Below are 18,993 nucleotides of genomic sequence, written 5' to 3'. Positions count from 1 at the left end.
GGCCCTGCCCCACCTGAAACAGCCCCCGGCAAGCCTGAACTGCATCAACGACTCGGGCACCAAGCAACGCCCAGTGCGGCTACAACAACCGTAAGTATTGAGATGACATGCTGAGCTTTCTGGCCTTCGATTGGATTGAATCCTGCACTGTAACAGGCCGGAATCAATGCCTCACGAAGGCTGGCACCGGCATTTTCCGGAGTAAGAATAAAGGGTCCAGACCTTATTTAGTCCAGGTCGAGCTTTCCTCGCTTTCCTGCCAGTAGATGATTCTCCGGAGCGTGCGCGGCAAGACGTAACAAAGTCACATCCATTCATTTTGCTTCAAGGCCGGCACTTAAAATGGAGGAATTTGCTTCTGTAACGGTAAGGTTAACTTCCGGGAAACGATGCCTGAATGAGTTTATCGCCTCGATGACACTTTTATCGGAGGTAAGGGGAATAGCACTGGCAATACTTGTAACTCGCTGTTCTGAGCACGCAATAGCAGGGCCACCTTTGGCATTCATAAAATGCCGAGCGGTATCGCTGCGGATCCCTTTGAGTTGTTTCAGACTGAGCCAGCGGATTATTAGTTAACAAAATTTGTTTGGCAGAGAAAAAGCTTATGGTTAAGCTAAATTTAAGCAGAAGAACACGACATGATTAAGTGGTAAAATTCAGAAAATTATATAAAGACAACATATAACACAACATCAAAATGACATATAAATCAGGTACTTACACAAAGCTATTGGATGCGGCCTTCAATTGCTTTGCTGAAAAAGGTTATGCCGCAACAAGTGTGAGAGAAATAACTCAGCGTGCAGGGATCAGCCAGGGCGCTATGTACACTTATTTTACAGGTAAAGAAGAGCTTTTCATTGCTATTGTTCTGGAAGAACAAAGGATAGCTTTAAGCGCCTATGATGACTCTTTCAAAGGTAATAATCTTGAAAGGATTTATGAGGTGATTTTTAAATATTGCCTTACCGACAGTGATTTCTACCCAAGCAATCATAACCATTTATGGCTGGAAATGATGGCTGAATCCTCCCGCAATGATATATTGCGAGATTATTATATTAAAAGCGACATTATTCTCAGGGAAGGAATTCATAAATTCCTCAGGGACGGAATAAAATCTGGTGAATTTCCCTCATCAATAGATTTAGAACAGGTTACCATTGTGATATTCTCTCTGATCGACGGACTTATGGCGAGAAAAGCTATTAATAATGCGTTTGATATAGAAAAAACCACACCAGATTTCATTAAGATACTTAAAGCAATAATATGCAGTTAAAGTATGTAAGCTGGAAGTAATCGCAGCACTAGCATTTTTTGACAAATGCATTTAGTCGACTCGGTTATTGCCAGAATCCTTCCTGGAACACCCTTTTATTTTTGCAAGGGCTCTACGATGAAATATAAGCGCCGGTCCGTAATAAAAATCTTTCCGGCGCTTATATAAAGCAATAATCACTAATAAAAATTTATTTATAGACTGCAGCAAAAATTCGCGCTGGAAAACTGGTGGTAGGCGTTCTCGGAGGTACGGCAGTAAGATAAGCCTGCGTGCCTACTACATTCTTAATATTAGTCATATCTTCCGCTACAACCACGCCGTTTTTGAGTAAGATATTGTGTGCCGGTACCGCTGCGTCAGGTGCGTTAGGATTATCAATTAAAACTGAATCTATACCCACAAGTTTTGCTCCATGTTTTACAAGCCATGACGCAGCTGCACCAGAGAGATAAGGCGACTCCTCCATATAGTCTGGCTGACCAAATTTGCGATCCTGCCCGGTAAAGAGAAGTACGGCCTTACCATTCACGTCAGTATTTTCAAAATCTTCTATTTCAAACACTCTGGCATTTTTACGAAGCGTCACTACCGTAATCGGCAGGTTAACCAGACTTGACAGTGGATAGGCGCTGATATTCCCGAGCTTTTCGTCAACGTGATGTGGTGAATCAATATATGTTCCTGAAATACCAAGAACCGCCAGACCATCTACTAAAGAACCGTTAGGATATCTTGGTTGAGGATTCAGATGTTTCACCATGCTCTCGCCTGGATAAGTTATCATACCATCTGTCAAAGCATGATTAAGCTCGACATACCGTTCCGGTTGAGGGAGCTGAAAGCCTGCAGATGAATATCCACTGAGAAACAGGCTTGATAAAATAACAGTAGCTAGCAGCTTTTTCGTTTTCATAAATTTACCTTGTCTTTGTCTAAGCTGTTTTGGTCTGGTTTTTTAAAGAGGACTTTTTAAAAGTCACTTCGGAAATAATTACAGAGGTGATAACCATGATAATGGATATAACATCAATAGTTCTTACGTGACCATTGTAAAAAAATACTGTTGTAAGAAGAGAAGACAGTGGAATAAAAGAAAACATCATTCCTGCAGTCGTTGCTGAGACATATTTTATGCCTGTAAGGAAAAGATATATAGGTAATGCCCAGACAAAAATACCGTAGTAAATCATAGTTATCACCTGGTAAGAATTAAGAGAATAAATATCAAAATTATTTAACTCAGAGAGGATCATTGGTAGCGTGAAAATAAATCCCGCAAAGCAAATAGCAGCAGAATATGTCCAGGTTTTTAGAGCTAATGTGAGTTTTTTTGCAACTATCACATAAATAGCATTTGATAATGCTGATAACGCCAGCATTGACATACCAAAAAAAGAAGAACTTGTATCACTGCCTTTCTCCGGGATAGACATCATAATGACGCTCACAATTGCCAGTGCAACTGAAATAATCATTGTTGACTTAAGCTTGTCTTTAAGAAAAACGAATGATAACAACAGCACCAGTGCCGGAACAGAGCTTGAAACTACAGCCGCAGTTGTTGCGTTTGTGTTACTCATCCCATAGAGAAGAAAGACTGTATAAAGTATATTTCCTAAAAGAGTCACAACCGACACTTTGGACCAGTCTTTTAAGCTGATGGAAATCCAGTTAGTTTTTTCTTTAAATAAAGAGAATGGCAACTGAAACAGAAATCCTATAAAAATAGTAATTCCTGTAAACGTCCACGTTGGTATAGTACTAACCGCCTCCTGAGCGATGGGGTAGCTTGAACCTATTAATACATAACACGTCGCCACAGCCAGCAAACCAATAATTTTTTTATTCATAGTCCTCACCTTTAAGCACAGGGATGCCCTCTGCATTTTTACAGTTTGTTTTAAAAATGACGCTTCAAGATGACTTTGACTATATTACTTCTCATCTTGAGCGTGTAATTAATAGTGCAAGTCTCGTGCCAGCATTAGATCTAGGCAACAGGGCTATTTATAAAGGGTTTTCATTTTTGTTTGTATTAAAGCGGGCACTAAAGGTGCAATGATGCACCTGATTGGTGCTGGTTAATCTTATGTTTTCCAATAATTATTTTTAGGATTTGACTGCAATGGTGCAAAAAAAACGGGATGATTTCTCATCCCGCCTTAATTAATTATTCAGTAAGAATGGGTATTTTACTCAGGGCATCTTTTAATCTTATTGCATCCCAAGGTAAGTATTCTGTAATTCCCAGCCCAACCGTTTTAGTCAGACTGCTAGCTTCCAGTATCCAGTTAATAACATCTTCTAATTCAAGTTTGCCCTGCGCTATCCCCTCAAAATCAGATGGTTTAGCATAAGGATTATTAAAATTAAGTGAGGTGAATTTGTTTGGATCAAGAATATCCAGATCGAAATGAATTGCTAGGTGAGTAATTTTCTCTTTTTCAATCCATTCTTTTAACTGATCTGTACCCTTCATCATCTCTTCAGGTGAAACCTGATTTATTTTATTTTTTTCCAGAAATTCGTGCTCGTATGCATTCGGGCTGTGAATCCCGGCGATCATAATTTTTGATGAGGGAACTGGCTTATTTACATGCCTGGTCAACATTTCATCCCCATTCCCCATCAGAGCGCCAAGAACATGAGCATGAGCATTAGGATACTGTGAAGGCGTCATAACGTCTGGATGAGTATCTAACCATAATATTCCAAATCCATCCTGATACTGTTCACTTAACCAGGCAAACGGCGCTAAATCAACAAGGCAGTCCCCACCAAGCACGCAAATGCTGTCGGGAGTATTTTCCCTGATTAAGGAATCTGCAGCTTCCAGCTCAGCTTTGAGGTTATTACGACCCGTGATACCGCTTTCTACGGAAGAATCTGTTCTGGGTATGTGTACCGGAACCGTAACAGTGGTAGTCTCTTTTCCTGCTTCCGGTGCCAGCATGGCGAGAAGTTCTGCGCCTTGTTTGTAGGCAGTCAGATTGCCACCCTGCCACATCGGAAATATCATTCTCAGATTTTTCATACTTTAACACCTTCACCCAGAATCCGGGTCTCGTTAACTAAATGAATGAGCGCTCGTTCACTATACGTGTCGGCAGCCAGCCGTCTACCGAATTTTTAGTTCGGGTCATAACTCTTTCTTATGCTGGATTTGGTTACTGATGAAAATCAGGCTGTACCGGGCGAACGGAAATTTTTTTCTGAAATGCAGCGCCTGAATTGCTGCTGTATTCGGGCATAGCTGACCCTGCGTCAGCCAAGATGACTGAAATACCTGTTCTCTTACCGGCCAAATCTCTCAGTCATCCAGTCCACAAAAGCTCTGAGGCGGGCATTCTGATGGTTATCCCGTTCGTAGATGATATGAAAGGGAAGTGGAGATCGGTTCCAGTCGGTAAGAACAGGCACAAGCCTCCCGGTTCTGATTTCTGGCTCAATAAATTCTCGCAGGATCTGACCCACCCCCAATCCGGCCATTATCATATCCCGCAGTCCGTTGCCGTCACTGGCAGAATACAGGCAGTTATTTACCACAACAGCTTCATCTCCACGATGAAAGATAAGGGGATCCGTTTTACCTGATGAGGCTGAATGGTAGTTAATACAGCGATGATCGTTTTGTATGTCATGAGGATGACGCGGTGTGCCCATCGCGCTCAGGTAGGCGGGTGACGCGCAGGTAATATAATGCATATTAATAAGCGGGCGAGCAATAACCGATAGGTCCTGTATGGTGCCTGCCCGGATAGCGCAATCCACTCCCTCGCCCACCATATTGACAGTTCTGTCATTTATACCCAGCGCAAGCGTAATGTCGGGATATTCACGATAAAATTCCGGAAGAGCGGGGATGAGAAAAGTACATGCAAAGATCACCTGCACTTCCAGCCGGAGGTGACCGCGGGGTTTCTGCTTTTTGCCACGTACCGCGCTGTCGGCTTCATCCACGCCGTTTAACAGTTTTACGGCGTACCGGTAATATTCAAGCCCCTCGGTCGTTACCGTTACCGTGCGCGTTGTTCTGCGGATGAGGCGCGTTTCAAGATGTTTCTCAAGGTCGGTAATTAATTTACTGACCGTCGAGCGCGGCATGCTGAGCTGGCTTGCTGCCCGTATAAATGAGGCCGACTCCACAACGCGTATATAGGCACGCATAGCCAGTAATTGATTCATATTCTCTCCGTGTTTTTGAGTCAGTTTATTGTCCATATATATGTACAGACATGTCAAATTAAGCATCTTTTTCTTTTTAATATGGCGGTTATCCTTGAGGTTTGACTTATTTTCCACCAGGCCACTGTCTGCGGACACCGGCCAGTTTTGTCCAGGAAATGTATATGAAAGCACTGGTTACCAGTAAAACAGGTCCTTCTCCGGTTATGACGTCAGAAGAGCGTGAAATACCCCGCCGCCAGCCGGGTTTCTCTCTTGTCAGGCTGCACGGCGCCACTATAAATCAGTTATCTAACACGATCCGCACCGGCGGCTATGGCGAAACGCCCGTGCCACTGGTTCAGGGCAACGAGGCATCAGGCATCATTGAGGAGAGTGATTCATTCGCAAAAGGAACCCGGGTAGCCATATACGGGTCAGGTCAGCTCGGTATCACAGAGGAGGGGCTATATCAGCAATGGGCCAGTGTGGAAAACCGCAGAATCGTAGCCTTGCCCGATACGCTCTCTCTCGATGAAGGTGCGGCATTTACCGTTAACTATCTGACGGCATATCAGGCACTGACACGAATAGGACACATTCAGGCAGGTCAGTATGTGCTGATTTCGGGCGCGAGCGGCTCCGTTGGCCATGCGCTGGTACAGGTTGCGCGTGTGCTGGGTGCAAAGCCTATTGCGCTGGTTTCTTCTGAATCCAAAGCTCAGCATGTGCTGAAGGTCGGTGCTTATGCGGCCATTAACTGGACATTGCAGGATGCCGGAGAAGAGATCCGAAAGCTGACCGGTGGAGCCGGTGCTGATTCGGCTTTTGACCCGGTAGGCGGCCCCCTGTTCTTAGTTCTTTACAACGCTGTCCGCCCGCGTGGCCGTGTGGTTTCAGTCGGCTTTACTGCTGGCAAAGAAGTTTCACTGAATCTGCTGGATCTCATTGTTAATGAAAAAGTTATTGAGGGGTATGCTGTTCACAACGACACGCCGGCTCAGGACAGGGAAGGCCTTGATAAACTCGTACAGCTTGCCGGGACGGGATTACTGAAGCCGTTCATTGACAGCGTATATTCGTTTGAAGACGTCGAGAAAGGCTATGACCGGCTGATGTCGCGCCAGGCTACCGGCTCGATCATACTCAGTCTCGCACAATGAGCAGGCATCAGATGAAAGATAAACAGGGTATTCGCAGCCCAGGGCTGGCCGTCGGCTCACTGGCTTTAGGTGCTTTTGCATCGGTCACCACCGAGTTTATTCCTGTCGGCATTCTCCCTGATGTGGCTGACACGTTTCACATCTCTTCTGGTCATGCCGGACTCATGATGACGCTTCCGGGCTTGCTGGGTGCATTGGCTGCCCCCGGTGTGCTGATGGCCGCCGGGAGTACCGACAGAAAGCGTCTGCTCCTTTCTCTGTCAGCGCTACTGTTTGCATCAGCATTGATATCCGCCCTGGCTCCCTCATGGACGGTCATGCTCATCGGTCGCGCGCTTGCCGGTATGAGCATGGGGGCCTTCTGGGCAATGGGGCTTGCGGCTGCGGGCAGCCTAGTGTCTGAGGAAAAGGCAGGCACGGCAATTGCGGCCGTTTTTGGCGGCGTGACCGCGGCTATGGTGCTGGGCGTTCCTATGGGCACCTTGGTATCCGGGTATTTCAGCTGGCGCGGAGCGTTTATTGCAGCCTCGGTATTAGCGGCACTGGCTTTTATGATGCAGGCGGTTTTACTGCCTCAAATACAGGCAGGCGAGTCTGTAAACCTGCGCGCACTCGGACGGTTTTTACTCCGGCCACGGGGTCGCAAAAGCGTGATCCTGATTGCGCTGAGTTTTGCCACCCACTTCGCGACATACACATTCATAGCGCCGCTGATGAGAAAAGCAGGGATCGGCACGGACATCATTTCGTGGACACTGCTCGGTTTTGGTGTCTCGGGTTTTATTGCCAATTTTGTGGCCTCCCGAATTGTTGACCAGCACTTGAAGCAAACACTTACGGCAGGCCTGGTTTTAATGGCCGGATCGCTGGCAATTATGGCTGTCAGTCACTCTCATCTACTTCTGGTGGTGGCGGTACTAATATGGGGAGCCGCATGGGGCGCGATACCGCTTTGCCTTAATCTGGGCAACAGACAGGCATCCGACAGCGAAGCAGAAGCTGGCTCGGCCATGTTTACTTTTACTGCACAGGTCTCTATTGCGGCAGGTTCCGCAGGGGCGGGTTGATTGTGGACGCTGCCGGTATCAGCACTGCCTACCTCACCGGTATGGCAGTGATTGTTCCCAGCGTGCTTTTGATCTGGCTGTGGAATGCCAGAGCGCACCCGCACAGCGCCTATTACAGCACGCTGACTGAAAAAAGCTGAAGTGTGCTTGCCTTTTAGCGGGCCGAATGGGGGCATACAGGATTTTGCCCTGCGTTTTCTTCTGGAATCGCAGGGCTTTTCGGGTATTAAATCAGGAGGTGAAAAATGGAAGCGGCTTTATTTACTCCGTTTAAATCACGCGGCATTGTCATTCCCAACCGTATCGTGGTCAGCCCAATGGGACAGTATGCCGCCGAGGAGGGAGTAGCAAATGACTGGCACCTTACTACGTATGGCAAATACGCACAGGGCCGTGCCGGGCTGGTGATGATGGAATCTGTCGCCGTAACGAGTGATGGTCGCGGGACCTGGGGAGATGTAGGCCTCTGGAATGAGCAACAGACCGCAGCGCTGGCAAGGATCGCTACGTTTATTGGCTCACAGGATGGCGTCCCTGCCATTCAGCTTCATCACGCCGGCCGTAAAGCCGCCGTGCAGCGCCCGTGGGAGGGCATGAAGCCTCTGGCCTCTTTACCCGATGCCGGCGGTAAGTCACCCTGGAAGGTCGCCGGTCCCTCTCCGGTTCCTTATGTCCCTGATGCAGTTGTGCCGCATGAATTAACCTCTGATGAAATTGAAAACATTCTCACCGCATTTGTGCAGGCCGCTGAGCGGGCCGTAAAAGCGGGCTTCAGAGTCATAGAACTGCACGCTGCGCATGGATTCCTTCTGCATCAGTTTCTGTCACCGCTGAGCAACCGTCGAAATGACCAGTGGGGTGGTGACAGTACCCGCCGTATGGCTTTTCCACTGGAAGTTATCCGGCGCGTAAGAGCGGCTTTGCCAGACGATCTGCCGCTCTGGTTAAGAGTTTCAGTGACCGACGATGCTGAAGGTGGGCGAACGTTCGACGATACACTGGAGTTTACCCGTGAGGCGGCCCGGAACGGCGTTGACCTGATTGACTGCTCCAACGGCGGATTCGCAGCAGAAGGCAAGCACGGCATAAAAAGAGATTTTGGCTATCTGGTGCCGTATGCACAGGCTGTTCGTGAGCAGAACAATATTCCCGTCATGGCTGTGGGGCTGATAACCGATGCCCGTCAGGCGGATAATATTATTCAGCACGCAAAGGCTGACCTGGTCGCCATTGGGCGCGAGCTGATTTATAACCCGAACTGGCCGCTGCACGCCGCTGAAACACTGCAAGGTGACAGTTTTAGCCGCTGGCCGCCTGCATTTGGATGGTGGCTCGAAAAAGAAGTCATACGCTAAATGAGCTGGCAGAGGCGGGCCGTTTTCCTACGGACAACGGGTGAACTGCCGCTTTAAACGCCGTTACCGGCAAAGACACGCAACTATTAGCTTGAAAGACTGAGAGGGAGAACTCCATGCAAGAGAATCCGACAAAAGCACTGAGAATTATTTTTCCACTCTGGGCCGGCGGAAACCTGACGGAATATCACTTCGGTGGAGAAATGCTTGCCTGGCTTGTACCAGAAACGACTATGCCGGTTGAACGAATCCCGGTGACAGAGCCTGGCGAGAAGACGGTGAATGAAAACGGCATCCGTGGCCGCAGCCAGGTCATGTAGGACCTCGACAGCGCTTCGGCCGTCATTCGTAAGCATTCTCCTGACAGCATTGCGGTTCTGGGTGGCGACTGCCTGATTGACCTTGAACCCTTTGCCTGGCTGAGCGAGCGCTGGGGAGACGGCCTGGGCATCCTCTGGCTTGATACACATCCGGATGTGATGACGCCTGCCCAGTATGAAAATGCACATGGACATGTGGTGGGTGCCCTGATGGGAAACGGCGACCCTGACCTGACAATGCGGGTTAAAAAACGGTAGACCCGCGCAGGATAATGATCGCAGGCATTCATGATCCCAGCGACTACGAGGCCGGTTTTATTGCTGAGCACCGTATCAATACCTGCTCTCCTGATGAGATCAAAAAAGGCGCAGATAAAATCAGTGAATGGATAAAGCGTTAAAAATCAGGGAGTTGTCCATGCATTTCGATCTGGGCGTGCTTGATTTCCATCGCTTCCGGGCCGTGATGTTCGCCCGTCAGGATGACCCGTCCGGAAAATGGGATGGCGTGGCTAAAGGAAAGCTTTCACTTGACGAAGCCGCATCTGTGATCAGGCAGGCCGATGAAAACGCTTAGGTTGTAGGGCTGGGAATCGCAGAGCACCTTCCATGGGATGCGATTAATCTCAGGAACCTCATGTCCACTCTGCCTTTATTTCGTTCCTGAACGCAGAAAGCTCCTGCGCGCAGCGTACGCTGAGGAAAATTTAACAAAACCTGGCGTATTCGCGCTGCAACAATGTGCAGTCATACACCCGAATACGGCCAGGTATACTGTCAGTTTGCAGCAGGAACTGACAGGGGTGAGGTACGATGATGCGTGGACTGCTCATAGTCATATGCAATACTGAAAATAACCGCCTCGGAGAAAGGTCTTCCCGCTATCTGTAGGCCGGTTGGCAGATGGCCTGTTGTATCTCCCATGGGGACAGTAATTGCAGGAAGACCGGCATGCGCCATCATTGGATTATCATTTCCACCATCGCCATTAAGACCCTGAAGCTTACGCGGAGGCTGGGTCCAGGTGGGATAAATGACAGCACTGATGTTCTCGCGATCCATTGCCTTAATAAGCGCGTTGCGAAGGGCCGACGTTTTTATCTCATCTTCTTTCTCAGCAGGATTCAGCTCAGGTTCCGGTACGCCTACCAGAGGAGTCAGCCATGAAGTCAGCTCAGGAATATATTTTTTGACCTGACCACATCTGCGAAAGTCTTCACAGCGTTATCCTTACCTGACGAAGCCAGATAGGCGTTAAAATCATATTCCATCCGGTTAGGCCAGGCGATATCAGCAAGTTTGCTCAGGCCGGGAATCTCCATTTCTACAATCACCGCCCCCTGACGGCGTAAATCGCTTACCGCCTCATTAAAGCGTGCCATAACTTCAGGGTCTGCATGTTCACTGTTTATGTTCTGACGAAGGACCCCGATACGCATACCGGCGGTTGCGCCAGGCACCAGCGCCGAGGAGATATTAAAGGCGGGTGCGTTACGGGCTGACTGTGTGGCTGAATCCCGGCTGTCATAGCCATACGTGGCCTGATAAATCAGGGCTGCGTCAGTCACCGTCCTGGCCATCGGGCCAAGTGTGTCCCGAGTAAGAGAGATGGGAATGACACCGGCACGGGAGCTTGCTCCAAGCGTAGGGCGTAAACCAACCAGATTCTGCAGCGCGCTGGGACCACGAATAGAAGCGCCGGTATCGGTTCCAAGTCCTGCCACACCAAAATTAGCCGCCACAGCCGCAGCTGTTCCTCCGCTGGAACCGCCCGTTGTCCGGGTCGGGTCATAAGGATTTCTGGTAAGCCCCCAAGGGAACTGTTGGATAAATCCGGCGTCCAGGCAAACTCAGCAAGGTTAGATTTGGCCAGTACGATGGCTCCGGCCTTTTTCAACCGGGTAATCTGTGTGGCGTCAGAAGATGGCATGTTGTGTTTTAAAGCAAGTGAACCCGCGGTGGCTGGCATGCCTGCAACGTCCACATTGTCCTTGATAATCAAGGGCGCGCAGACGAGGGGGAGACTTTTCAGGGACGCATTTGCATCTATTTCCTTCGCTCTTTTAAGCGCGTCAGGATTGATCGCAATGACAGAGTTAATAGGCAAATCCCCTTTTTATCGTATTCCTCTATGCGTTTGATGTAGGAGCTGACAACCGTCTGGCACGATATCTCATTATCCAGCACTGCCTTACGAATAGATGAGATTGTTGCTTCATTCAGGCTGAACCGGTGTTTTTCTGATGCCGAATCAGCCGCCACAGAAACCCCTGAGAGAGTCCCGGTAGACAACAACCCCACAAATACTGCTGCGCTTTTCTTCAGTTTCATACCCTTCCTTCCCCACAGGACCATTAAAAGATGCGAATTTATTTGCTGCCACGGTTCGTCTTTCATACTCCATGTTGTCCGCTTAACTGGCTGCCCGGCCACACTACCCGTCCTGAACTGTCTGCACACCTGTTGAAACTGACAGGGTTATGCTAGCCAGCGGTAAAACTTTTTAAGACTGGTATATAAATTGCTTAAAAGGGAGTGAAGGATTTAATAAATGGCCTTAACCAGAAAATCAGGGTTTCTTCCCCTACCGGAATACCCGTCTGCTTCATGCTGGTGCAGTCATTGCTTCTTAATGATCTATTGAGCACGGGAAAAGCTGTATGTATATGAGTGCAACACAATGCCGCGTATTGGGGGAGCTTATGGCCCTTCAGGCCGTATCTGAAAACCTAGATATTATGCGACATGAACTGGGTTCACTCATGCTGCAATACCTCAATGCCGATACGTACTCATCCATGTTATGGAATACCGAAAAGAAATTTTTTGAGCGGGCTGTTGGTGTCAATGAAACGGCTCAGAGACTGAAGTCATGGAGCGAATATTACCGTTTCATTGATCCAGTGACGGCTCCCATGATGGCCCGGCGAGTCGCCACCACGGCTACACAAATTCTTCCCCAGCATGAGCTGCTCAGGACGGAGTTCTTTAACGATTTTTTGCGGCCTCACAACCAGTACTGGGGCATCAATATTTATTTTTATAACAGAGACGAGTGTGTCGGGGATTTTCGTATCTGGCGGAAACGGGCGCGGGGAGATTTTGATAAAGATGATGCAGTAAGACTGAATATGCTGGCGCCTTCAATGGCGGCCTGCCTGGGTAAAATGAGACGCAGCCGGGACAAAAAAGAGATAAAGAATGATGAACCTCTTCAGCGTCTACTCCAGCTCAGCAGGCGTGAGGCTGAAATATCATGCATGATCGCTGAAGGATTATCAGATAAGTGCATTGCTGCTGCATTAGGTATCAGCGTGACAACCGTACGCTTTCATCTAAAGAATGTGTTCAGTAAATGCCGGGTAGTTAACCGGGCCGGCGTTGCCGCCCGGATACGATCGCTAATATAAATTTACGCCAGCCATTGAAAAAACGCTTAACAGTATCTCGTTCACTATCTCCACTAACACGTATTTTATCCTTTAACATGGTTGAGCATGGCTTTGCTGGCAGCAATGCTTAGTGTCAAAAGCCTAAATTCCCAACATTATTTTTTCATAAGGATTACCGTCTTAGATCAGCAAAGTGATTATCAGTTACTGCAACAACTTCTTTTTACTCATCTTTATCCCCCACACGCTTGTGCCTATTTGGCGGCTTCAATGCAAATCGATAATACAGTTACCTTAATTATCATTTACTTTCATCTTCCAGGTTATTGGTATTATCCTGCTCGATATTGTGGACCGTTAATTAACGCAGGTTCGAATACACAAACTACGTAAACAGCGTCCATATACTCACAAGTAGATTTTAATGCTTTCTCACGATAGCTATTTTCCAGCCGCGTGTAGTTTTCAGAGCTCGGGGCCATTGCTGATGCTACCTGTTAAAAAGAGGTACTTTAGCCTTTTCTTTAAGCAGGCTATTTGTGCAGTGAGGTAACAATCAGGCGTGCGCCTAGTAGCCCCATTACGGTGGCTGATATGAGATCAATTCTGCTTTTCAGGCGCAGATATGTTTGACGTGGCTTCTCCGAGGAAAGCAGCAGTGCAACCAGCGAGTACCATCCTGCATCAATGACGAAGCTCATCAGCGGAACGATATAATAAAAGGCAACCGGAATATGTTTCGGGAGGAGTGCAGTGAAAATTGAAGCAAATACGACAGCTGTTTTGGGATTGCTGAGCTGAGTAAAAAGCCCGTCGCGAAAGGTCTTCAGCAGTGAATTTCCGGCTGCCATGTTTCCGGCAGTCATGTCCAGAGGCTGCGATGCCCCGCGGGCAATTTTGTATGCCAGCCATATCAGGTACGCGCCGCCAGCGACCTTCAGTCCGATGAACATTTCAGGTATTGCGGTAAGAACCTTCTGCAGGCCAGCCATGGCCAACACGGAAAACAGGGCGGCCCCTGCGCCCGTACCTAACGCAGTCACCAGACCATGCAACCTGGAGCGGGATACGGCATTGCGAGCAACGTAAATGAAGCTGGGACCCGGGCTGATAACGCCCATAACGAGAACTGCGGCAATAGCCAGCAGACTAGATACAAACACAGACGGTCCTTATTTTCAGTAAAAGTGATTTTTTGCATGCATTATTCACGACACACAAAAATTCAGGAATAAATTCCGAAATCAGCAGATGTTCTCTGCTGCAGGAATCACGCTTATTCATCAATAAAATTTTCCAGTATTCTTCATACCGCATAGGACATTCTGAAAGCAGGCCGAAACAGCTTGGTATCAATCGGAACCCAGAGTCCGCTTTCGCGCGGCGCGGTAACAGTGGTGTTTGCCGCCTGTACGTCAACCTCAGCTAGCGTCTCAGGCAGACACGCTATATTACCATTGCCAGCAGCGTTGCAGCCAGGTCCGCGGTAAAGGCAACGCTCATTCCCCTTTTAGTTCGGTTCACAACAAACGCCGTATTTGTAATAATTCGCCGAGGCCGGATTGGGATGAATATGAAAAGTAAAGTAACTTCTTTCCTCTCGGCTAGCCACATGAACTGAGTGTTCCCAGGCGCACAGCGGCTGTAGGTGATAAGAGTTTCATGCCCGAGACGCACGCTAAGAAGCCCGGAATCTGAATCGGCCATAGTGATACTGAAAGCAAAGCCATAACGAATCCCGTATTGCTTACATACCTGAAGTCTACGCACGGGCCGCCAGAAAACGCTGCAAATACAGGAGATAAAAATGCCAAAAATAATCGTCAGTCTTGCAGCCGGACGCACAAAAGATTAGAAGGAAAAACTGATGAAGGGAAGTTTTGAGGTGGTCAGAGAGTCTCTGTCGGTAAAGGATGAATTTATCGTCATTTCACTCATCGAACCATCGCTGAAAAACAAATCCCGGAGCGGTCAATTACTCAGCGATTAGCAGAGCTTTGAAAACCGCTTTTAACGTTCAAACGTTTTTGATTTGATATCTTGTTATCAGCAATAGCATTACCGTAACTGATGCTATTGCTTTGCCATTAGTTATGCATGACCTTGGCATTCTCCAGCTTATCCCTGAACAACGCGTCTTTAGCATCAATACAGCTACTTTCGCTGATCTCCTCGTCCTGGCACTTTTGCGCGACGCTTCTGGCTTCATTCAGACTTTTAGAATAATAATCTCCATCGCGCTGTTCATCTTTACAGCCTGCGAGAAGAATTACAGCTAGAGCAGTAAAAATTAATCCTTTCATAAGTCCTCTCTCATGTATCCATTTAAAAATATGAGTAAAAATAAAGAGAGCAAAAAATTTTCTTTAGTGAAAAAATGGCTTTATTTAATTTGTTAACTAGAGACAGATAGTCTGTTTCATGGAGAGAACCAGGCGTCTTTCAGTAAGCCTTCTTCTTTTCAGTTTGCCTATGAAAGTATGAATAAATGACACACCGAAATCGCCGTCAGGTCATTTCTTTCATAACGTAATCCACGAAGCTCTGCACCTTTGCTGAAAGGCCCCGGCTGACGGGATACAGAATATTCACGGGACGGGAAGGAGTTTCATATTGCGCTAGAACTTGCGTCAGGTGCCCCTGTCGGACTTCAGCAGCGAGCACGCTTTCAGGTCCGAGAATGACTCCCCCGTTGATGGCTGTATGCATCAAAGCTCTCCACTCATTACTGCACAGTCGCCCTGTTACTGAAATTTCTTCGGTTTTACCGGCTTTGCTGAACTGCCAGATGTGAGGAGTTCCCGGAGCTCCCGTTGTTACCGGCAGGCAGTCGTGTTTTTCCAGATCAGAAGGGGTCTGCGGCATGCCCCGGTTTCTGATGTACTTGGGGGAAGCGCAGGCTATCAGCTTGAAGGGAGGCAGCGCACGGGCAATAAGTGATATATCGACAGGGTCGCCGGTGCGTATGACAACTTCATACCCTTCCTCAACGAGATCAACAGTTCGCTCATTGAGCGTCAGTTCAAGTCTGACATCCGGGTAGACGGACAGATAACCGGGGATCAGAGGAGACAGGTTATATGCCCCATACAGCGGAGGTGCATTGACCCGCAGAGCACCTTTCGGGAGATTCTGTAGCGAATAAGCCAGGGAGTCTGCCGCTTCAACTTCTGAAAGTATTAATCTGCAGCGATTGTAATAAGCGCGGCCAACCTCTGTCAGACTCTGCCGTCGGGTGGTGCGCGTTATCAGCGTGGTGCCCAGACGTTCCTCCAGAGCCACAATATGCTTGGCAACCATCTGAGGAGAAATGTTTACGGCTTCGGCTGCTGAGGAAAATGAACCTTTTTCCGCAACCTTAATGAAAACGGCCATACTAGTCAGTCTGTCCATATTCCCAACCCGGGGTGTTTAAAGCTGTAAGTAAATGACTATTTATCATCATCTGACAGGTAATTAAAGTAAGGAAAACTCAGCACACGCAAACTAAGGAACAACGATGAGCAAAACTGTTTTAATTACCGGGGCAACCGGCACCGTTTCCCGTCAGGTCATTCATTATCTCAAAGGTAAAGGACACCGGCTGATCGCACTCGTGCGTAACCCTGAATATGTTGAACCCCTTGAAGCCGAAGGGCTGGAAGTACGGCTCGGCGATTTGGAGAAATCATGGACGCTGGATGCGGCGTTCGAGGGGATTGATACTCTCTGGCTGGTTAATCCGCCCACAGCCCGCGCGCCAGAGCAGAGCTCAAATGCCGTCTGGGCAGCCCGTAAAGCGGGGGTTAAGCGGATCGTTCGTCTCTCCGTCATCTGCGCCGAATACAATGCCCCCATCCAGGGACAGAGGCTTCACGCCCTGTCTGATGCTGAATTGATGGCCTCGGGAATGGAATGGACTATCCTGCGCCCGCACTTTTTCATGCAAAATTTACTCGGTATGGCCGCGCCTGCGATCGCTGCCGGAAAGAGCATGGATAACTTTCTTGATAACGGCAGGATAGGCCTCATTGATGTCCGGGATATCGGTGAACTGGCGGCGCAGGCGCTGGTAAGCAATGAACATGCGGGGCAGATATACACACTGACCGGTCCGGAAACGTTGTCACTGGAAGACGTTGCTCAGAAAATTTCTCACGCAACCGGTCGACTGGTTACCACACGGTCAGTGACACCGACCAGAGAGTATTTTCAGGGTCTGGGTGCCGGTGAGTGGCTGGCAAACCTCAACGCTGACTTCATGAGTACCTACGTAACTAACTGGGGGATTTTACCAGCGGCGATTTTGAAAGGACTATGGGAAGAGCACCCCGCCGATTTGATGATTTTATCCGCGACTATGCGGTCTCTTTCACCACACCCTGAGTGATTATCCTGGCGGCAGGTCATTTTCATGTAACTGTTTAATGCTGTCTGACAGGCACTGAGCAATATATACACATGAGTCAAAATTGGTGTCTTTCATTGCCAATTTCACTCTCAGAATTGTTTGGTGCGCGGTGCTTAATAACCGGGCAATAGCGCTGATACTTTTCCCCTCGTTAAAACGCAAAAGCACTTCCTTCTTTTGTTCATTATTAAGGGATGGCGAGCAGCCACAACGCTTTTCAGATGCTTTAGCCCGTACAATATCAGCTTGAATACACTCCATTAACAGGTCCCGCTCAAACTCGGCTACTGCAGAAGTAATATGCATCGTCATTTTTCCAGCAGGGCTTGTCAGAGCAACGTCACCCAATGAGCGCGGATTTCTGTTTCTGCAAGTAACTCAACTGTTTTTCTGATATACATTGCATCACGCCCAAGGCGGTCAAGTTTCGTAACAATCAGCACGTCTCCGTTTTCCATACGGTCAAGTAGCCACATGAACCCGGCCTCTCATTTGCAATCACAGACCCACTGACATATTCCTCAATCAGACGCTGAGGTCTGATAGTAAATCCAGCAGCATCGATTTCACGACATTGGTTTTCTATATATTATTCATGGGTAGGTACCCTGTAATGTGCAAATATTCATGGCATTGCGTTACTTTGCGTACGAAATAGAAAATATTCACTTTCGGAAATAGTTGTTAAAATGACCGTACTAATACGTAATATCAGAGCATACCGGACCGTTTTTTAAGTGTTACTGTGAACAGCTGCCTGTATAAAAAGCTTAGCAAAGGATGTTTTTCGTTTTCCAGGCTGCCCCCAGTGGGCACATCGGAGGTCGTGAGCGTATGGGATTTTCAATTCTGGACGCGGGGGAACGGCCAACCGCAGGGCGGCAGGCCGTTTAAAGCTCAGTAAGCCGGGATTAAAGTTTTTCCCAGTCCGGCAGGCCTTTTGCTTTCCGGCGTGACCGGAAAACGGCTGCCATGCAGAGCCCAAATAACAGACCGGCAACCAGCGCTGTTATCACGCTGGCCAGTGGACTGTACCCTCGGGGGCGCCAGGTGACAAACCACATGCAACATCCCCAGAACACGACATAATAAACACCGAGGAAGCACACATTGCTGGCAAAGCTCGCAAAGAGTGCGGGGGTTTTCTTTATGCCCATCCACCACAGCAGCCGGTAGGTAGCCGGGATACGCTGGCTTTTACGCAGGCCTTTCTCAGACATCAGCGCAAAGGCCTTTTCTGTTTTTCGCTTAAATTCTGCATCTTTCACTCAGTAAACCTCCATTTAAACCGTACAGCAGACGTCATCACCATACGCATCAGTAACAGTATCGCAACCCTTTGTTCAGTCAGGTTTTCCGGTAACCAGCACGTTCATCAGGCCTGCATCCGAATACGCATAGCGCAGCAACTGAAGGCCGGCAAAAAATACCGCCGTGTTCAGAAAGGGCAGCAGCCACAGGCTCATGTTGTGCATCGCCATGCCGGCCAGCGGCGGCATGATAAGGGCGCTTACGCCCGTGGCCACGAACATGGCAGTGACGTTGCGCCCGCGCACGAAACGTCCTTTTTCACGCTTCATCAAATGGGGTGCAGCAGCAGGGTCACCGGCATCATGCCCGGGCGGGTCTTTATTTCCCGGATGCGCGCCGTTTCGGCGTCTGTCAGATTGTGCGTGTCGGAGAAATCCTGAATAAACGCGTTCACTACGCTCTGGACGACTTCACTGCAGCTGGGTTCACCGCCCCCTTGCTCCAGCGGCGAAGCAGCGTGCCTTTTGTCCTGAATTCAGGCAGCCAGTCCATCAGCATCATCAGGGAAACGGCCACAGTGGCCGCAATCAGCAATAATGTCAT

The 18,993-nt window shown here is 48.4% G+C and carries 24 protein-coding genes and 3 pseudogenes; 11 read left to right on the top strand and 16 right to left on the bottom strand.

Features of this window, described 5'->3' with window-relative positions:
- Window positions 1–407: 407 nt before the first annotated feature.
- Window positions 408–575, bottom strand: a pseudogene (locus KQP84_RS25825) (IS110 family transposase); the annotation flags it as partial.
- A 125-nt stretch (window positions 576–700) separates the two neighbouring features.
- Between KQP84_RS25825 and KQP84_RS02135 the strand changes: the two are divergent.
- A complete protein-coding gene (locus KQP84_RS02135) occupies window positions 701–1,285 on the top strand; it encodes a TetR/AcrR family transcriptional regulator (protein WP_215845036.1) in 585 nt (194 codons plus the stop codon).
- A gap of 190 nt (window positions 1,286–1,475) precedes the next feature.
- On the opposite strand, the gene KQP84_RS02130 is transcribed toward KQP84_RS02135, so the two are convergent.
- The 4 genes from KQP84_RS02130 to KQP84_RS02115 form a co-directional block, all read right to left on the bottom strand.
- Entirely contained in the window at window positions 1,476–2,201 is a 726-nt protein-coding gene (locus KQP84_RS02130; RefSeq protein WP_215845035.1) for a cyclase family protein, read from the bottom strand.
- A 19-nt stretch (window positions 2,202–2,220) separates the two neighbouring features.
- A complete protein-coding gene (locus KQP84_RS02125; protein WP_215845034.1) occupies window positions 2,221–3,138 on the bottom strand; it encodes a DMT family transporter in 918 nt (305 codons plus the stop codon).
- Between the two features lie 320 nt (window positions 3,139–3,458).
- Window positions 3,459–4,322 (bottom strand): arginase family protein, encoded by an 864-nt coding sequence (locus tag KQP84_RS02120; RefSeq protein WP_215845033.1) that lies wholly within the window; start codon window positions 4,320–4,322, stop codon window positions 3,459–3,461.
- Between the two features lie 260 nt (window positions 4,323–4,582).
- Window positions 4,583–5,611, bottom strand: a complete 1,029-nt coding sequence (locus tag KQP84_RS02115; protein WP_309140121.1) for a LysR family transcriptional regulator — start codon at window positions 5,609–5,611, stop codon at window positions 4,583–4,585.
- Between the two features lie 26 nt (window positions 5,612–5,637).
- On the opposite strand from KQP84_RS02115, the gene KQP84_RS02110 reads away from it, so the two are divergent.
- From KQP84_RS02110 to KQP84_RS25005, 8 genes are all read left to right on the top strand, one after another.
- Entirely contained in the window at window positions 5,638–6,615 is a 978-nt protein-coding gene (locus KQP84_RS02110) for a quinone oxidoreductase family protein (protein ID WP_215845032.1), read from the top strand.
- Window positions 6,616–6,626: 11 nt separating this feature from the next.
- Window positions 6,627–7,682: an MFS transporter gene (locus KQP84_RS02105; protein ID WP_215845031.1), complete on the top strand. Its 1,056-nt coding sequence runs from the start codon at window positions 6,627–6,629 to the stop codon at window positions 7,680–7,682.
- A complete protein-coding gene (locus tag KQP84_RS02100) occupies window positions 7,679–7,822 on the top strand; it encodes a hypothetical protein (RefSeq protein WP_215845030.1) in 144 nt (47 codons plus the stop codon). Before KQP84_RS02105 ends, KQP84_RS02100 begins: the two co-directional genes overlap by 4 nt.
- A 105-nt stretch (window positions 7,823–7,927) precedes the next feature.
- Window positions 7,928–9,037: an NADH:flavin oxidoreductase/NADH oxidase gene (locus KQP84_RS02095; protein WP_215845029.1), complete on the top strand. Its 1,110-nt coding sequence runs from the start codon at window positions 7,928–7,930 to the stop codon at window positions 9,035–9,037.
- 116 nt (window positions 9,038–9,153) lie between these two features.
- A complete protein-coding gene (locus KQP84_RS25015) occupies window positions 9,154–9,357 on the top strand; it encodes an arginase family protein (protein WP_252515138.1) in 204 nt (67 codons plus the stop codon).
- Between the two features lie 24 nt (window positions 9,358–9,381).
- On the top strand, window positions 9,382–9,615 hold the full coding sequence (locus KQP84_RS25010) for an arginase family protein (RefSeq protein WP_309140133.1): 234 nt from the start codon (window positions 9,382–9,384) through the stop codon (window positions 9,613–9,615).
- Window positions 9,616–9,629: 14 nt separating this feature from the next.
- Window positions 9,630–9,758, top strand: a complete 129-nt coding sequence (locus KQP84_RS25745; RefSeq protein WP_256449260.1) for a hypothetical protein — start codon at window positions 9,630–9,632, stop codon at window positions 9,756–9,758.
- Window positions 9,759–9,775: 17 nt separating this feature from the next.
- Window positions 9,776–9,934, top strand: coding sequence for a hypothetical protein (locus KQP84_RS25005; RefSeq protein WP_252515137.1), 159 nt, complete (start codon window positions 9,776–9,778; stop codon window positions 9,932–9,934).
- Window positions 9,935–10,526: 592 nt separating this feature from the next.
- On the opposite strand, the gene KQP84_RS25000 is transcribed toward KQP84_RS25005, so the two are convergent.
- The 3 genes and pseudogenes from KQP84_RS25000 to KQP84_RS02070 form a co-directional block, all read right to left on the bottom strand.
- Window positions 10,527–11,186, bottom strand: coding sequence for an amidase (locus KQP84_RS25000; RefSeq protein ID WP_309140132.1), 660 nt, complete (start codon window positions 11,184–11,186; stop codon window positions 10,527–10,529).
- Window positions 11,187–11,233: 47 nt separating this feature from the next.
- Window positions 11,234–11,464, bottom strand: a pseudogene (locus KQP84_RS26090) (amidase family protein); the annotation flags it as partial.
- Entirely contained in the window at window positions 11,404–11,688 is a 285-nt protein-coding gene (locus tag KQP84_RS02070) for a hypothetical protein (protein WP_215845211.1), read from the bottom strand. The pseudogene KQP84_RS26090 and the gene KQP84_RS02070, both read right to left, overlap by 61 nt.
- Before the next feature lie 329 nt (window positions 11,689–12,017).
- Between KQP84_RS02070 and KQP84_RS02065 the strand changes: the two genes are divergently transcribed.
- Window positions 12,018–12,767: a response regulator transcription factor gene (locus tag KQP84_RS02065; RefSeq protein ID WP_215845026.1), complete on the top strand. Its 750-nt coding sequence runs from the start codon at window positions 12,018–12,020 to the stop codon at window positions 12,765–12,767.
- Window positions 12,768–13,282: 515 nt separating this feature from the next.
- On the opposite strand, the gene KQP84_RS02060 is transcribed toward KQP84_RS02065, so the two are convergent.
- The 3 genes from KQP84_RS02060 to KQP84_RS02050 form a co-directional block, all read right to left on the bottom strand.
- Window positions 13,283–13,912 (bottom strand): LysE family translocator, encoded by a 630-nt coding sequence (locus tag KQP84_RS02060; protein WP_215845025.1) that lies wholly within the window; start codon window positions 13,910–13,912, stop codon window positions 13,283–13,285.
- A 924-nt stretch (window positions 13,913–14,836) separates the two neighbouring features.
- The gene (locus KQP84_RS02055) at window positions 14,837–15,052 is read right to left on the bottom strand and encodes an EexN family lipoprotein (protein ID WP_215845024.1); all 216 of its coding nucleotides are present in this window, start codon (window positions 15,050–15,052) and stop codon (window positions 14,837–14,839) included.
- Between the two features lie 205 nt (window positions 15,053–15,257).
- Window positions 15,258–16,142: a LysR family transcriptional regulator gene (locus KQP84_RS02050; RefSeq protein WP_215845023.1), complete on the bottom strand. Its 885-nt coding sequence runs from the start codon at window positions 16,140–16,142 to the stop codon at window positions 15,258–15,260.
- A 106-nt stretch (window positions 16,143–16,248) separates the two neighbouring features.
- On the opposite strand from KQP84_RS02050, the gene KQP84_RS02045 reads away from it, so the two are divergent.
- Window positions 16,249–17,118, top strand: coding sequence for an SDR family oxidoreductase (locus KQP84_RS02045; RefSeq protein ID WP_215845022.1), 870 nt, complete (start codon window positions 16,249–16,251; stop codon window positions 17,116–17,118).
- A 96-nt stretch (window positions 17,119–17,214) separates the two neighbouring features.
- Here the strand turns inward: KQP84_RS02045 and KQP84_RS02040 are convergent.
- The 5 genes and pseudogenes from KQP84_RS02040 to KQP84_RS02025 all read right to left on the bottom strand — a co-directional run.
- Window positions 17,215–17,725: pseudogene (locus KQP84_RS02040) on the bottom strand (recombinase family protein); the annotation flags it as partial.
- A 325-nt stretch (window positions 17,726–18,050) separates the two neighbouring features.
- Window positions 18,051–18,407, bottom strand: coding sequence for a DUF6404 family protein (locus KQP84_RS02035; RefSeq protein ID WP_215845021.1), 357 nt, complete (start codon window positions 18,405–18,407; stop codon window positions 18,051–18,053).
- Between the two features lie 75 nt (window positions 18,408–18,482).
- Entirely contained in the window at window positions 18,483–18,719 is a 237-nt protein-coding gene (locus KQP84_RS02030) for a hypothetical protein (protein ID WP_215845020.1), read from the bottom strand.
- Window positions 18,719–18,844, bottom strand: coding sequence for a hypothetical protein (locus tag KQP84_RS25740; RefSeq protein WP_256449259.1), 126 nt, complete (start codon window positions 18,842–18,844; stop codon window positions 18,719–18,721). The genes KQP84_RS02030 and KQP84_RS25740 overlap by 1 nt, the downstream gene beginning before the upstream one ends.
- The gene (locus KQP84_RS02025) at window positions 18,844–18,993 is read right to left on the bottom strand and encodes a hypothetical protein (protein ID WP_215845019.1); all 150 of its coding nucleotides are present in this window, start codon (window positions 18,991–18,993) and stop codon (window positions 18,844–18,846) included. The genes KQP84_RS25740 and KQP84_RS02025 overlap by 1 nt, the downstream gene beginning before the upstream one ends.

The organism is Candidatus Pantoea bituminis, assembly GCF_018842675.1.
Lineage (GTDB): Bacteria > Pseudomonadota > Gammaproteobacteria > Enterobacterales > Enterobacteriaceae > Pantoea > Pantoea phytostimulans.
Note: the sequence above shows the minus strand (reverse complement) of the source record. Positions and strands in the feature narration are given on the sequence as shown.

What these genes read in the sequence shown, in the direction of transcription:
- KQP84_RS02135 (WP_215845036.1), top strand. Translation starts at nt 701, where the DNA reads ATGACATATAAATCAGGTACTTACACAAAGCTATTGGATGCGGCCTTC.
- KQP84_RS02130 (WP_215845035.1), bottom strand. Translation starts at nt 2,201, where the DNA reads ATGAAAACGAAAAAGCTGCTAGCTACTGTTATTTTATCAAGCCTGTTT.
- KQP84_RS02125 (WP_215845034.1), bottom strand. Translation starts at nt 3,138, where the DNA reads ATGAATAAAAAAATTATTGGTTTGCTGGCTGTGGCGACGTGTTATGTA.
- KQP84_RS02120 (WP_215845033.1), bottom strand. Translation starts at nt 4,322, where the DNA reads ATGAAAAATCTGAGAATGATATTTCCGATGTGGCAGGGTGGCAATCTG.
- KQP84_RS02110 (WP_215845032.1), top strand. Translation starts at nt 5,638, where the DNA reads ATGAAAGCACTGGTTACCAGTAAAACAGGTCCTTCTCCGGTTATGACG.
- KQP84_RS02105 (WP_215845031.1), top strand. Translation starts at nt 6,627, where the DNA reads ATGAAAGATAAACAGGGTATTCGCAGCCCAGGGCTGGCCGTCGGCTCA.
- KQP84_RS02095 (WP_215845029.1), top strand. Translation starts at nt 7,928, where the DNA reads ATGGAAGCGGCTTTATTTACTCCGTTTAAATCACGCGGCATTGTCATT.
- KQP84_RS25015 (WP_252515138.1), top strand. Translation starts at nt 9,154, where the DNA reads ATGCAAGAGAATCCGACAAAAGCACTGAGAATTATTTTTCCACTCTGG.
- KQP84_RS25745 (WP_256449260.1), top strand. Translation starts at nt 9,630, where the DNA reads ATGATCGCAGGCATTCATGATCCCAGCGACTACGAGGCCGGTTTTATT.
- KQP84_RS25005 (WP_252515137.1), top strand. Translation starts at nt 9,776, where the DNA reads ATGCATTTCGATCTGGGCGTGCTTGATTTCCATCGCTTCCGGGCCGTG.
- KQP84_RS02070 (WP_215845211.1), bottom strand. Translation starts at nt 11,688, where the DNA reads ATGAAACTGAAGAAAAGCGCAGCAGTATTTGTGGGGTTGTTGTCTACC.
- KQP84_RS02065 (WP_215845026.1), top strand. Translation starts at nt 12,018, where the DNA reads ATGTATATGAGTGCAACACAATGCCGCGTATTGGGGGAGCTTATGGCC.
- KQP84_RS02055 (WP_215845024.1), bottom strand. Translation starts at nt 15,052, where the DNA reads ATGAAAGGATTAATTTTTACTGCTCTAGCTGTAATTCTTCTCGCAGGC.
- KQP84_RS02050 (WP_215845023.1), bottom strand. Translation starts at nt 16,142, where the DNA reads ATGGACAGACTGACTAGTATGGCCGTTTTCATTAAGGTTGCGGAAAAA.
- KQP84_RS02045 (WP_215845022.1), top strand. Translation starts at nt 16,249, where the DNA reads ATGAGCAAAACTGTTTTAATTACCGGGGCAACCGGCACCGTTTCCCGT.
- KQP84_RS02030 (WP_215845020.1), bottom strand. Translation starts at nt 18,719, where the DNA reads ATGAAGCGTGAAAAAGGACGTTTCGTGCGCGGGCGCAACGTCACTGCC.
- KQP84_RS02025 (WP_215845019.1), bottom strand. Translation starts at nt 18,993, where the DNA reads ATGACATTATTGCTGATTGCGGCCACTGTGGCCGTTTCCCTGATGATG.